The 13,457-nt window shown below is 72.2% G+C and carries 12 protein-coding genes and 1 pseudogene; 9 read left to right on the top strand and 4 right to left on the bottom strand.

The features are described 5' to 3' along the window. Genes ribA through ACIP60_RS15185 form a run of 5 tightly spaced genes read left to right on the top strand, consistent with a single transcriptional unit; the run spans nt 1 to nt 4,114 of the window. Nucleotides 1-630 (top strand): GTP cyclohydrolase II, encoded by a 630-nt coding sequence (gene ribA, locus ACIP60_RS15205; RefSeq protein WP_400683873.1) that lies wholly within the window; start codon nt 1-3, stop codon nt 628-630. Between the two features lie 28 nt (nt 631-658). After that, a complete protein-coding gene (locus ACIP60_RS15200) occupies nt 659-1,702 on the top strand; it encodes a hypothetical protein (RefSeq protein WP_400683871.1) in 1,044 nt (347 codons plus the stop codon). A gap of 5 nt (nt 1,703-1,707) precedes the next feature. Then, complete coding sequence (locus ACIP60_RS15195) at nt 1,708-2,943, top strand: amidohydrolase (protein ID WP_400683869.1); 1,236 nt, start codon at nt 1,708-1,710, stop codon at nt 2,941-2,943. Then, nucleotides 2,940-3,647, top strand: coding sequence for a RibD family protein (locus ACIP60_RS15190; protein WP_400683867.1), 708 nt, complete (start codon nt 2,940-2,942; stop codon nt 3,645-3,647). Before ACIP60_RS15195 ends, ACIP60_RS15190 begins: the two co-directional genes overlap by 4 nt. Next, a complete protein-coding gene (locus tag ACIP60_RS15185; RefSeq protein WP_400683865.1) occupies nt 3,644-4,114 on the top strand; it encodes a dCMP deaminase in 471 nt (156 codons plus the stop codon). Before ACIP60_RS15190 ends, ACIP60_RS15185 begins: the two co-directional genes overlap by 4 nt. Before the next feature lie 34 nt (nt 4,115-4,148). Here the strand turns inward: ACIP60_RS15185 and ACIP60_RS15180 are convergent, their stop codons facing one another. Then, on the bottom strand, nt 4,149-5,222 hold the full coding sequence (locus ACIP60_RS15180; protein ID WP_400683863.1) for a LuxR C-terminal-related transcriptional regulator: 1,074 nt from the start codon (nt 5,220-5,222) through the stop codon (nt 4,149-4,151). A 102-nt stretch (nt 5,223-5,324) separates the two neighbouring features. Here ACIP60_RS15180 and ACIP60_RS15175 point away from each other — a divergent pair, with 102 nt between their 5' ends. The 4 genes and pseudogenes from ACIP60_RS15175 to ACIP60_RS15160 all read left to right on the top strand — a co-directional run. Further along, nucleotides 5,325-5,516 (top strand): hypothetical protein, encoded by a 192-nt coding sequence (locus ACIP60_RS15175; protein ID WP_400683861.1) that lies wholly within the window; start codon nt 5,325-5,327, stop codon nt 5,514-5,516. 67 nt (nt 5,517-5,583) lie between these two features. Further along, the gene (locus tag ACIP60_RS15170) at nt 5,584-6,717 is read left to right on the top strand and encodes a M20 family metallopeptidase (protein WP_400683859.1); all 1,134 of its coding nucleotides are present in this window, start codon (nt 5,584-5,586) and stop codon (nt 6,715-6,717) included. A gap of 122 nt (nt 6,718-6,839) precedes the next feature. Then, complete coding sequence (locus tag ACIP60_RS15165) at nt 6,840-8,072, top strand: acetyl-CoA carboxylase biotin carboxylase subunit family protein (protein ID WP_400683857.1); 1,233 nt, start codon at nt 6,840-6,842, stop codon at nt 8,070-8,072. Nucleotides 8,073-8,185: 113 nt separating this feature from the next. Next, a pseudogene (locus ACIP60_RS15160) lies at nt 8,186-8,406 on the top strand (hypothetical protein); the annotation flags it as partial. Nucleotides 8,407-8,980: 574 nt separating this feature from the next. Here ACIP60_RS15160 and ACIP60_RS15155 read toward each other — a convergent pair. From ACIP60_RS15155 to ACIP60_RS15145, 3 genes are all read right to left on the bottom strand, one after another. Next, nucleotides 8,981-9,784 carry a hypothetical protein gene (locus ACIP60_RS15155; protein WP_400683855.1) on the bottom strand — a complete coding sequence of 268 codons (804 nt, stop codon included), beginning with the start codon at nt 9,782-9,784 and terminating at the stop codon, nt 8,981-8,983. Then, nucleotides 9,781-11,907 (bottom strand): polysaccharide deacetylase family protein, encoded by a 2,127-nt coding sequence (locus ACIP60_RS15150; protein ID WP_400683853.1) that lies wholly within the window; start codon nt 11,905-11,907, stop codon nt 9,781-9,783. The genes ACIP60_RS15155 and ACIP60_RS15150 overlap by 4 nt, the downstream gene beginning before the upstream one ends. 97 nt (nt 11,908-12,004) lie before the next feature. Further along, entirely contained in the window at nt 12,005-13,390 is a 1,386-nt protein-coding gene (locus ACIP60_RS15145; RefSeq protein WP_400684201.1) for a glycosyltransferase, read from the bottom strand. Nucleotides 13,391-13,457 lie beyond the last annotated feature (67 nt).

Below are 13,457 nucleotides of genomic sequence, written 5' to 3'. Positions count from 1 at the left end.
ATGGCCAGCACCACCCGTCTCGCCTCCGCCACCGTCCGCGCTCAGGTGCCGATCGGCCTGGAGCGGGTGACCGACCCGCGGACCGGCCACGCGCAGGCCACCATGACGAGCTTCACCGGACTGGTCGACGACCGCGAGCACATCGCCGTCGCGGTGGAGGTGGCGGACGCCGTCCCGCTGGTGCGCATCCACAGCGAGTGCCTGACCGGCGACGTGTTCGGCTCGCGCCGCTGCGACTGCGGCCCGCAGCTCGACGAGGCGATGGACTCCATCGCCCAGGACGGCGGGATCATCCTCTACCTGCGCCAGGAAGGCCGCGGCATCGGCCTCTACAACAAGATCGACGCCTACGTCCTGCAGGACACCCAGGTGGACACCTTCGCCGCCAACCAGATGCTCGGCCGCGGGGCGGACGAGCGGGAGTACGCCGTCGCGGCCCAGATGCTGCTCGCCCTCGGCGTGCAGCGGATCCGCCTGCTCACCAACAACCCGGAGAAGGCCCGTCAGCTGCGCGATTACGGCATCGAGGTCGTCGAGGTGCTGCCGACACGCTCCCACGTCAACCCCGACAACATGCGCTACCTGCGCGACAAGCACGCCATCGCCGGCCACACCCTCAACGTCGCCTGACGACGGCCGTCCGAGGACAGGTGGTCAGATGACCTTCCCGACCGCACAGGTGCTGGACGAGGGCTTGCACCGCCTCCGGCACACCGGCCCCGAACACACCGGAACACTGACCAACCACGGCCCGATGGCGGCCGAGGCCCTCATCGCGCTCGGCCGCCCGGACGAGGTGGAGCCGTGGCTCACCCGCTACCTCCCACAGCTCGACGACCGGCCGGCACCCGTGCGGCCCGTGGACCGGACGGCCTGGCGGGAGGCGCTCGGCGACGTCCGGCGGGTCACCGACTGGCAGCTCCACTTCGACGTCGAACTCGCCGGGGGCGACTGGCTCGCCACCGCGACGACCTGGTGGTCCCGGCTGCTGCCGGGCGTGGCCGCAGGAGCCACGCACGGCATCATCCGCACCTCGCACGCCCTGCGCTCGATGGCGGAACACCCGTCGGACGAGCGCCGGCGCGAACTGGCGGCCGCACTCGCCTACTGGGCAGCGCGTTACGCCACGCTGCCCGGCGACCCGGCCCCCACCGGGCGGCTGGAGCCGCGCCGGGCCGTACACACCCTGCCCCTGCACCCGAACGGGGTGCACCCGGGCCTGATCCGCGACCGCCTGCACTCACTTGGCGCCGTCCCCGGCTTCCCCGCGGCGCTCGGTGGCCTGCGTCCCCCGGCCTCCCCCGAGTCCGGCATGGCCGAACTCGTCGAGACCTTCGCGGAACTGCTGATCACCCACGGGCGACGGTGGCCCACGGCCTTCGTCCACGCCGTCACCGCGCCGGTCGCGGCCGGCTCGGTGCTGCACCTGCTCCCCGAGGACCTGCGCCGCCGCACCCACGACAGCCTGTGGCACCTCGGCGCGGGCCTGTACACCGTCCACGCGCCGGCCGCCGCGACCCGACGGCTCCCACCGGGACACCCTCCGGACCCGGTGGACCTCACCGACCGGGCGATCGCCAACGGCGACGAACACGCCGTCAAGCTGACCGAGGCCTGCCTGCGGGCGTACGGCACCACCGGCAACCCGGTGCTGCTGCACGCCGCCGACGCCGGGCTGGCGCTGCTCCCGGAAGAGGAATGACCGACGTGAAACCACCCCTGCTGCTGCGGCGCGGCCGGCTCCCGGGGAAGCCCGGCCAGTACGACCTGCTCCTCACGGACTCCCGGGTGTCGCGGGTCAGTCCGGCCGGCTCCGCACCGGAGGCCGCCGAAGTACCCGCGGGCGTCCGGCGGATCGACATGGGCGGCCGGATGGTCCTGCCCGGCCTCGTCAACGCCCACTGCCACCTGGACAAGTCGCTGTGGGCGGACGCCTGGCGGCCGCACACCCCGAGCCGCTCGCTCGCCGAGATGATCGGCAACGAGCGCCGGGAACGCGACGAGGCGGGCGGGCCCTCGGCCGACCGGATCGAGGCGCTGCTGCGCCGGATGTCCGCCGCGGGCACCACCCACGTCCGCACCCACACCGACGTCGACCCGGGCGTCGGCGTGCGCGGCGTGACCACGGTCGCCGAGGCCGCAGCCCGGGTCGCCGACCTGATCACGGTGGAACAGGTCGCGTTCCCGCAGAGCGGCCTGCTGGGCGAGGCGCGGACCGGAGGCCTGATGGCCGAGGCCCTGCGCCTCGGCGTCGGCACCGTCGGCGGCCTCGACCCGGCGGGCCGCGACAACGACCCGGTGGCCCACCTGGACCTGGTCTTCGGTCTGGCCGAGCGCTTCGGGGTCCGCGTCGATATCCATCTGCACGACGAGGGCTCCCTCGGCCGGTGGCAGTGCCGGCTGATCGCCGAACGCACCGCCGCCCTCGGCCTGCAGGGCCGGGTCGCGATCAGCCACGCGTTCGCCCTGGGCCAGGGCACGCCCGCCGACCGCGCCCCGGTACTCGAACTGCTCGCCGGGAACGGGGTGGCCGTGCACACCTGCGCCAACTTCGATGACCCGGTACCGCCGCTGCCCGAACTCGAGGCGGCCGGCGTCACCTGCGCACTCGGCACGGACGGCATCCGCGACCGCTGGAACCCGTACGGCAACGGCGACATGCTGGAGCAGACCAAGACCTTCGCCCAGCGCGGTTCCCTGCGCACCGACGACCTGATCGCCGCCGCGGTCCGCACGGCCACCTGGTCGGCGGCCCGCTCGCTGGACCTTCCCGGCTACGGGCTGACGCCCGGCAGCGCCGCCGACCTCGTCGTGCTGGACGGGACCCACCTCGCCGAGGCGGTCGCCGAGCACCGACCCCGCTTCCTGGTGGTCAAGTCCGGTGCCGTCGTCAGCGGCACCGGCACCCGGCCCGCCATCGCGGCCGAGGACGGTGCCCGGTGAACCGGGAGCGGAACGCACCCGCCGCGGCCCGGCCGCACGTCGTCCTCAGCGCCGCGGTCTCCCTCGACGGCCACCTCGACGACCTGCACCCGGACCGGCTCATGCTCTCCGGCCCCGAGGACCTCGCCCGGGTGGACGCGCTGCGCGCCCGCTCGGACGCGATCCTGATCGGTGCCACCACGCTGCTCCGGGACCGCCCCGGTCTGGCCCTGCGCGACCCCGGACTGATCCGGGGGCGCCGGGAGTCCGGGCTGCCGGACCACCCCCGCAAGGTGGTGCTGACCAACCGGACCGAGTTGGACCGGGACCTCGGCTTCTGGCACAACGGCGGGACCAGGACGGTCTACACCACCGACCGGTCCGCTTCCGCCCTCGCCGCCCACCTGCGAGGACTGGCCGATGTCGTGCCGGCCGGACAGCCGGTCGACCTGCGCGCCGTCCTGGCCGACCTGGCCGACCGCGGCGTGCAGATGCTGATGGTCGAGGGCGGCGGCAGCGTCCTGACCCAGTTCCTTGCCCAGGGCCTCGCCGACGAGCTGCACCTGGCCGTTGCCCCGCACCTGGTCGGCGAGTCCGACGCCCCTCGCTTCCTACGGCCGGCCGCCTTCCCCGGCGGCCCTCGCCACCGCTTCCGCACCATCGGCACGGAGCTGGTCGGCGACGTGGTGGTGGCCCGCTACGCCTTCGGGGAGCCCACCGGATGACGCCGCGCCCGCCCGGACCGTTCGACGCCCACTGGCTGCACCGGGCCGTGAGGCTGTCCCGGAGCTGTCCGCCCTCGGCCAGTGCCTTCTCCGTCGGCGCGGTGCTGGTCGATCCGGCGGGCCGGCAGCTCGCCGACGGCCACAGCCGAGAGCTGAGCCCGCTGCACCACGCCGAGGAAGCCGCCCTGGACAAGCTTCCGACCGGCACCGACCTGGCCGGCGCGACCCTCTACTCGTCGCTGGAGCCCTGTGGTCGCCGACTGTCGAGGCCGTACTGCTGCAGCGAACTCGTCATCGCGGCCGGCATCCGGCGGGTGGTCATCGCCTGGCGGGAGCCGGAGTTGTTCGTGGGCGAGTGTCGCGGGCTGGGCGCTCTGGCGGCGGCCGGCGTCGTCGTGCACGAGCTGCCCGGGTTCGCGCAGGCCGCGCGGGCGGTCAACGGACACCTGCTCGCACCGTCCGGCTGAGCACGGCCGCCCGGGCCCCAGCCGTGTCCGCTGCTCAGTCCGGGTAGCGGCCGTGACCGGCCCTCGGGTCCGCCGGATCCTGCAGGATCCCGGACTCGGCGAGCATGTACCCCAGCTGGGCCCGGCTGTTGCTGCCGAGCTGCTCCGCGACCTTGCGGATGTGCTCGATCACACTGCGTCGGCTCATCCCCAGCCGACGGGCGACCCGCTCGTCGGTCTCGCCCGAGACCACGGCCCGCAGAATGGTCCGCTGCAGGTCGTCCACCACCACTGCGCGGCTGCCCACCGGGGACGCCTCGCCGATGGGCTGCGCCCGAACCCACGAGCGCTCGAAGACGATCGTCAGGTACCGGATCACTTCCGAGCTGCGGATCGCCAGCGCGGTGGACGCGGTCTCCGAGGAGATGGGGATGAAGGCGACCTCCTGGTCGCAGATGATCAGACGGTCGAAGACCTCGGCCAGCGTGCGGAACTCGCAGCCCCCGGTCGCCGTCATCTTCTCGATGTACGTCCGGGTGGCCGCGTGGTGGCGCACCGTGTGCTGGTAGAGCGTGCGCTGCTTCACTCCACGTTCGAGCACCGGGCGCGCCCGCTCAGCCGCCTCGGCAAGCAGCTGCGCGGTGCGGCCGCCGCCCGGCTGGGCGGTGATCAGCTCGCGCGAGCAGGCGTTCACGGCCGAGTCCAGCGCTTGGCGGATGGCCGTCTCGCCCCGAATGACGGTCAGCGCGGGATGACTGCTGCGCTGCGCCTCGTGGTACAGCGCCTCGAACGGGGAGAGCGAGGCGCGTATGCCCCGCTCGACCTCCCGCAGCCGGGCCCGTTCGCCGCTCACGGGTGTCAGGGCGATGTCCGCGACCAGAGCGGGCGGCACGGGGAAACGGCGGTCCGGGGCGGAGGCCACCATCGTGACGAGGCCGACCTCGGACAGGCAGCGAGGCGTGTCGGAAGCCGCCAGGCTGCCCGCTTCAACCGCCCCCCGATATGCGTCCAGAGCGAAGTCGCACGGGAAGCCCCCGGATATTCCGAAGTCCTTCGCCTTCGATCCAGTACACGTGTTTTCACAGGTCACAAACGTGCAATGTACCATCGCGCAATTGAAGAACCGCACTTCAGAGGCATGATGTGCGCGATGATTCAGCACGTGACGGGGTCGCGAATCCTGTGCGACACGTCACTCCACTTGCGACTCACCCCCCCCGGACAGGGAGCCATGAGCACCACCTTTCGCATCTCCATCCGTACCGCCGCCGCCACCCTCGCCGCGCTGTGTGCCGTCGTCGCCGGTGTCCAGCTGACGGCCGGCCCGGACCTCGGGCACGGCCCGGTCTCGGCCGAGGCAGCCTCCAGCGTCGCGATCGCTGCCGGTCCCGCCGCCACCCCGAACGACCCGGCCTGGGGCTGACCGGATTCGATGGGAGCGTTCTTCGCCCGGAAGCGGGCGATTCACCCCGTGGGCCCGGGAGGTGACAATGCACCGGAGCACCGCCGTACATCTTGACTCGATGCTCGACGACCTGCGCAAGCTCGTCGAGATCGAGTCTCCGTCCCGCGACCTGGCTGCCCTGCGGACCTCCGCCGAGGCCGTCGCGGCGGTGATCGAGAGCCGCCTGGGAGGGCGGGCCGTCCTGCTGGAGGGCGGGGCGGGTCCGCACGTCCACTGGTCGGGCGGTGGTGATCCCCGCGTACTGGTCCTCGGCCACCACGACACGGTGTTCCCGCTCGGCACGCTCGCCCGGCGCCCCTTCCGGGTGGCGAACGGCCGCGCGACCGGACCCGGGGTCTTCGACATGCTCGGCGGTCTGGTCCAGGCCGTTCACGGTCTGGCGGCGCTGGACGACACGAGCGGCGTGGAGATCCTGGTGACCGCCGACGAGGAGGTCGGCTCCGGCTCTTCAAGGGCTCTGATCGAGGAGCGGGCCCGCGCCTGCGGTGCGGTCCTGGTGTTCGAGGGGGCGGCTGAGGGCGGTGCCCTGAAGACGGGCCGCAAGGGCTGCGGCACCTTCGAACTGTCCGTCAGGGGGCAGGCGGCGCACGCCGGGCTGGAGCCTGAGGCGGGCGTCAACGCGCTGGTCGAGGCGGCCCACCAGGTGCTGGACATCGCGGCGCTGAGCCGACCGGAGGTCGGGACGACGGTGACGCCGACCATGGCGTCGGCGGGGATCGCCGACAACGTGGTGCCGGCCGAGGCGACGGTGACCGTCGACGTCCGCGTCGAGACGGCCGAGGAGAAGGAGCGGATCGAGTCCGCCTTCGCGAGCCTGCGCCCGCACCTCCGAGGAGTCGGGCTCGTAGTCCGGGGCACCGTGGGCCGGCCGCCGATGCAGCAGTCGGCGTCGCAGCCGCTGTTCCGGCTGGCGCGCCGACTGCAGCCGGGCCTCGCGGGCACGGCGGTCGGCGGCGGCAGCGACGGCAACTTCACCGCCGCCCTGGGCGTGCCGACGCTCGACGGCCTGGGCGCGGTCGGCGGCGGCGCCCACGCCGATCACGAGTACGTCGTGGTCGACGCGATGGTGCCGCGGGCGCGTCTGGTGACCGGACTGGTGAACGCGATCCGGGACGAGCCGGCCCCGACCGGAGTGCCGGACGCGGGCGCCCGCGGCTGAGCGGCCGGGGCTGAGCGGTTCGGCCGCACGCCGTCGAGGCACCGGACGTACGGCGGGTCCCGGCACAGGCCGGATGCAGGTCGAAGAGAACACCGTGATCATCCCTGGACGAAGGACACAGCATGAGCGGACGCATTCTCGTGGTCGGCTGGAAGCCCGCGGTCGAGGACGCGTTGGATCGCGCCGGAATCCCGCACGCCACATTGGTCGAGATGGAGAAGTACGCCGGGGTCCGCACCCGGGCCGACGCCGACCGCGTGCTCCTGCCCTGCGGCGACATCACGAACATCGAGGCACTGCTCGGGGCGCTGCACCGGTCACAGACGCCGGTGTCCGAATTCGTCGGGATCTGGACTGCGGAGGAGTTCGCGGTGGTGGCCTCGGCCGTCCTGGCGCAGATCCTCGGCCTGCGGACCTGCTACGACGTCCCGACCGCACTGGCCTTCCGGGACAAGGCGGTTCAGAAGCTGATCGTCGCGCAGGCCGGTCTGCCCGTCGCCCGCACCGCGCTGCTGGCCTGCCCGGAGGACCTGGGGAGCCCGGAGGTCGCGGCGGTGGGCCTGCCCGCCGTCCTCAAGCCCGTGGCGGGAGCGGGCACGTCCAGGACCTACCGGGTCGATGCACCCGAGCAGCTCGCGGAGCGGTTCGTCGGCCTGCTGGAGAGCGACCACGGCGTCGGGCCGTTCCTGCTGGAGTCGTTCGTTCCGGGCCGCGAGATGCACCTGGACGGCATCCTGGCCGGCGGTCGACTCACCGCGTTCGCGGCCTCCCGCTACTACGTCAACCTCCTGGAGATCCACACGGGTGCCATCGCCGGCTCATGCATGCTCGACCCGGAGCGGGACGCCGAGATCTACGCCCGGACGGAGAAGTTCGCGCTGGCGTGCCTGGAGGCGCTCGGGCTCTCGGAGGGCCCTTTCCACATGGAGGTCTTCTCCGAGGAGGATGGCCTGTCCTTCTCGGAGTGCGGGGCACGAGCAGGCGGCGGCGGGATCATTGAAGTCTTCGAAGCGAAGTTCGGCCTGCACTTGATCGAGGAGGGCGTCCGGAACGCGGCCCGTCTGGCGCCCGGGATGCCGGTGGTCTCGCCGGACGCCGTCGGCTACACCATGCTGCGGGCTCGTCCGGGCACCGCGGTCCGGGTGCCGACGGTCAACGAGCTGCTGGCCCGCCCGGGCGTCATGCATGCGAAGGTCGAGCTGCTCGTGGGCGAGCCCACGCCCGACATGACCGAGGACACGATCCGTCGGGCCGCGTCCGCGATCCTCTCGGCGCCGACGGAGGACGAACTGGCGGCGCGGATCGAGGACCTACGGACCTGGTTCGCTGATGCGGTGACGGTCGCATCGCCCTGAGCAGCGGATACCGCAGGGCCTGGAGGACGCTGCGGGCACCGTTGATGGCGGCACTGACGGCAGGGCGCCGGGTCGGTACCCGCCGGGCGGCGGGCAACGGTCGGGTGGGCGAGATGCCTTGCGTCTCAAGCAACCAGCCAGGAAGCCTCGTTGGTCGCCCTATCCTGCCGCACGCACTCGCCGAGTGGGTCACCGTACCCCCGCAGGTGACCGCTACTGCAAGCTCCGGCCCTCCCAACGGGCCCTGGTCGCACTGGCGCACCTACGCGAGCACGGTGCCCCCGCCCAGATCGCCGCCGGTGTCCGGACCGGCGTCGGCACCGCCCACGCCTACTACGTTCACCATGTCGGCCAGACGCCCGCCCCGCCGAACGCGGCGCGGCCACAACGAAATCTTCCACAGAACCGCAGGTCAGAGGCCTGACCCGGGCCTTCACTGAGCCGCCCACGGGATTCGAACCCACGACCTACGCATGACGAGACCATCAGCGATCGTGACGCCTGGTTCCGCCTCGTGCCCCGTAGTGCCGTTCTGCCTGATCAGAGCACATGCGGCTGTCCAGTCTCGTCCACCTGATGTCACCCCGCCCAGAGGCGTCCGGCCGCACACTGGCCGCACATAACCACACCTACGAGGTGCTGCCCCCTCAGAATCGTGTTGTCGGTGTTCTACAGGGTTCTCCTGGCGGAGACGAAGAGTCCGTCGGCGGTTCGGTGGTTCTCTTCGCCGGTTCTGCGCGCCTGGGAAGCGTTCTGTGAGCAGCTCCGGCAGGACTGGCGGGAGGCAGGTGCTTTCCCGGCTCGAAGGCTGGGCAGGGCAGCGCGCAGGACCGGTGCGGTGTTCGGCGGCGGGGTCGAGGAGTCGGCCCCGCGCCATCGGCGGTGTTGTGCCGTGTCTGCGTACCGGGTCAGGTCGGTTTCACGGTGAAGTCTCGGAACTCCAGGGCGGTGTTGTCGACGCGCAGACCTGTTCCGCCGGGCACGGTGAGCTGACGCGGATCGCTGTCGACGGTTTCCAGGACGGTCCTGCCGTCGATCGTGAGGGCCAGGCGGACCTTGCCGTCGGCGGTGTTGTGGGCGGTCGCGGAGACAGTGTGCCATTCGTCGTAGGGGAAGGCGTGGCGTCCTTCGGCGAGGGTCTGGTAGTCGCCCTGGTCGGTGCCGTCACCGTCCTCGCCGGGGGTTTTGCGTTTGATCTCCACGTGCCCGTCGCGTCGGCGGAAGCTGAGGGCGTACAGCTCCTGGGGGCTGTGGTAGCGCAGCCACAGGTGCGCGCCGTCCCAGTCCTGGGCCGGGGTGCGCGCGGTGGTCACCGGCGGCTGGAGGCACACCTCGGCGGTGACCCGGCAGTCCGCGAAGTCCCGGCGCCGGGTGACCAGGCGGAAGACGGCCGAGCCGGTGTGCCGGGCGGAGTCCGGGCCGGGGGAGTCGCCGTCCGGTTCGCCGGTCGAGCCGGTGCCGCCGTGGGCGAACAGGGAACCGCTGGTCACGACCCAGTCCGGGCTGGTCCGGGCGTCCGGAGCCTGCTCGTTGTGGAAGGCGTACTCGTTGGTGAGCAGTCCGTCGCCGCTCAGGCCGGGGCGGAAGGCTTCGCTGCTCGGCTCGGGTTGCGGCCACAGCTGCCAGGCTGCCGTGGTCGCGGCGAGGGCGGTGAGGGCGGAGCCGCCGAGCAGGATCGCTCGGCGGCTCGGCCGCGGTCGGGGGTCGTTCACTTGACCTGGGCCTCGGTGACCTTGAACTGGCGCACCGACGGCCAGGAGTTCTTGGTGACGTCCCGGTAGGCGGAGAAGGCGACGCCGCCGGTGCCTCCGCTGGCCGGCAAGGAGAAGTTGACGTTGCCGTCGACGGTGATCCAGGTCATCTCCGCGCCGACCGTGATCGCCACGTCGTGGTGGTCGGCGTCGGGCAGAGCACGACTTACGACTAGCTTGCGGCTGTCGGCGTCGCCGGACAGCACCCGCACCTCGCGGCGGCTCACTTGGACGCTGACGGCGGACGGGCTGCCGACGCGGGCCCAGATGGCGGCGGAGACGCCAGGCGTGTTGAGTCGTCGGACGGTGCCGCGGACGGTGTACTTGGTCCAGCCTTCGGTGCGGGCCTGTTCGAAAGCGGCGTAGTCGGACAGAGCCCGGCCTGTGGGTGCGAGCCCGTCGCCGCCCACGTGCATGCTGGAGGGCACCCCCGGTGCGGTGGCCCAGCTGGCTCCGGGGTCGAGGAGGACGGCCTTGGCGACGGACAGCGTCGTCGGTGCGGCGGCTGCGGTGCCGGCCGGCACCTGGGTGATCTTGAGGTCGGTGAACTTGGGCCAGGGCGTCTTCTCCGAGCCGTTGCGCACCGACAGGCCGATGCCTCCGGTGGCGTTGCCACCGCTCTGGCCGGTCTCCGTGCTGAGCTCGGTGCGGCCGTCGACCAAGACCTTGACCACCTTGCCGGTCACGGTGACCTGGAGCTGGTGAGTGGCCGCGGCGACCAGCGGCTTGGCGGCGATCTGCTCGCGCTTGTCGCCGCTGCCGCGCAGCAGGGTCACGGTGGAGCGGCTGAGGCCGACGGTGATCGGGTCCAGGCTGTCGTTGCGGGTGGTCAGGTTGACGTTGTTGGTGCTGTCAGCCAGATTGGCGACGGTCGCGTTGACGGTGTAGTCGGTCCAGTCGGCGGAGGCCACAGGAAGGAGGTCGGCCGACACGTACCCGCTCTTGCCCGGATAGGGGCCCGCGCCGGTCAGCGCACCGATGTCCTTGGCGTTGCTGGCGTCGGTGCGCACCCAGGACGCCGCGTCCTGCAGCGGCGCGTCGAGCGCAGGGGGCACCAGCGTCCACTGCTTGACCTGCCCGAGGAGTTCCTCGGCGGTGGTGGTCTGGAAGACCTCCAGCCGCTGGACCTGCTTGGCGGCCGCCGCCCGGCGCCCGGCCGGCAGCGGCCGGTGGGCCAAGTCGGTCAGGGTGGCGGTGAACGTCCGCTCCAGGATGCCCTGCAGCGACGGACCGGGGATCGGCACGTTGATCCGCTCGCTCATCTCCGAGAACGGGTAGGCGAACAGCTGCGGGCGCGGCAGGTCGTGGGCGCGGAAGTCCTCCAGGCTCTGCGCGATGTCCTCGTCGAGGCGCGCCTGGTACTCCTCGACGGTCTCGATCCGCTGCTGCGCGGGCAGCCACAGCCGGTTGGACAGCGCCGACGCCTGGGTGCCGGTGGCGTCCACCTGGCCGCGCTGGTGCAGGTCGTGGGTGTGGTCCTGGAAGTCCCACCGGCCGGAAGCCGCCATGCGGGAGACCTCCGCCCAGGAGAGGTAGTAGGGCCGGTTGTGGTCGACCTTCCCGGTGATCAGGTAGGAGGCGGCGTGCATGTGGTGCTTGGCGAGGATGCGGTCCCCGTACACCCAGAGGCCGTTGGTGCCGTCGTCGAAGGTGATGTACACCGAGCGCGGCGGGGCCGGCCCGCCCTTGAGGTAGTCGACGAACTCGTCGGTGGTCAGCGTCCGGTACCCGGCGGCCTCCAGCGCGGTGAGCTGCTGGTCGAACCGCTCGGGCGTGACGACGTACTCGCTGCGGTTGGTCGGGCTGATGTCGTGGTACGTCAGGACGACCGGCGGTGCGGCATCGGGGAGTTGAGCGGAGCCGCTCTGCCAGGCGGCCTGGGTCGCCCGGTCGAGGCGGACCGGGCCGACGGCGCTCTGCGGGGTGACGTCGCGCCGGAAGACGTAGTACTTCCAGCTGGCGTAGAACGGCAGGGCGAGCACCGAGAGCGCCATGGCGACCAGCGTGAGGCGGGCGAGCCAGTGAGTGATGCCGCGTCGGCCGGACCCGCGGTGCCGGCGGCGGGCGTCGGAGCGTGCGGTCACAGCAGACTCCCTCGGGAGAGCACGAGGGCGTAGACGCCCACGACGACGGCGGTGGACAGGACGGCGGCGAGGAGACGCCCGGCGGTGCGCAGGATCCTCACGTCGCGCTCCTCGACCAGACGCCGCGGCGGATGGTGGCGATCGAATAGGGCAGCAGCCAGGCCAGGACCACCGAGGAGAGCAGGCTCATGACCGGCCGGTAGCGCCATCGGGTGTCGCCGGGATTGTCGATCTTGAACGCGAGCCCCCAGACCAGTCCCTTCAGCACGACGCCGCTCAGGTAGAGCAGGGTCAGGAACGCGGCGCCGTGCAGCGGTGCCCACAGCAGGTGGCGGAAGGCCATCAGCGGGGCGGAGACCACCCACAGTGCGTGGCCGTAGTAGAGGGCCGCCGGGCCGAAGCCGCGGCGCCACATGAACGTGCCGGTGAAGCACATGTTGCGGATGAAGCTCTTCTTCCAGCGGATCTGCTGCTTCATGAAGGGCCGGAACCGGGCGGGGACGTTGGTCCACACCCGGGCGGACTGCACGTAGCCGATGCGCCACTTGCGCTCCGGGAAGTCCTCGGCCGTCACGAACGGCGAGTCGGCGTACTGCCGCTTCAGGGCGCGCCCCTTCCACTTCTGGCCGAGCACGTAGCCGGTGAGCTGCCGGTCGGTGGCGAACCGGAAGGGCGCGCCCATGAACCGGTCGCCGGCCCAGGCCGGCAGGTAGTTGTAGATCGCGTCGCGGCGGAAGACGGCCAGCGGACCGGAGACGCACGCCACCGAGCCGAAAACCGCTTCGGCGGCCTTGGCGACCCGGAACTGCCCTTCGTACCAGACGTCCTGGGCCCGGGTGAACACGCTCACGGGGGCGTTCAGCGCCCGGCAGTGCCCGCTCACCGCGCCCAGCTCGGGGTGGTGCACCAGGGCGTCGACGCAGCGCAGCAGGGCGTCCGGGGCGAGGATGCAGTCGGAGTCGGTGAACGCGATGACGTCCCCGTCGGCGATCTCGCAGGCCCGCACCAGCGCGTGCTTCTTGCCGAGGTTCTTCTCCAGGTACAGGACGGTGATGCCGAGTTCGCGCTCCAGGCGGCGCAGCACGTCCCGGGTCCCGTCCTCGGAGAGGTCGTCGACGACGACGATCTGCAGGTCGGGGTAGTCGGAGGCGGCCATCGAGCGGACGCACGCCTCGATGCACTCCTCCTCGTCCTTGACCGCCAGCAGGAAGCTGACCCGCGGGACGGCGGGCAGCGCCGGGAAGTCGTCCAGTCGGCGCGGGCGCTTGCGCAGTTCCCGCACGGCGGGGTCGTCGTACTTGCTGTAGGCGATGTAGAGCATCCCGATCGTGCCGGCCAGCACCACGAAGCCGTAGCCGAGGATCAGCGGGCTCTGCGGCAGCCGCGGCGCCTCGCGGGCGAGAATCAGCAGCAGCGGCAGGATGCACAGCAGGGTCAGGACGCGGCGCGTCCCGGCGCGGACGGCGGGGTCCACGCGGTCCATCACCCGCCCGAGCGGGCCGGGGCGGCGGGCGGGGGCCCGAACGCCGGTCGGCAGCGGGGGCAGTGCG

Source organism: Kitasatospora sp. NPDC088783 (assembly GCF_044750705.1).
GTDB classification, from domain to species: domain Bacteria; phylum Actinomycetota; class Actinomycetes; order Streptomycetales; family Streptomycetaceae; genus Kitasatospora; species Kitasatospora fiedleri.
Note: the sequence above shows the minus strand (reverse complement) of the source record. Positions and strands in the feature narration are given on the sequence as shown.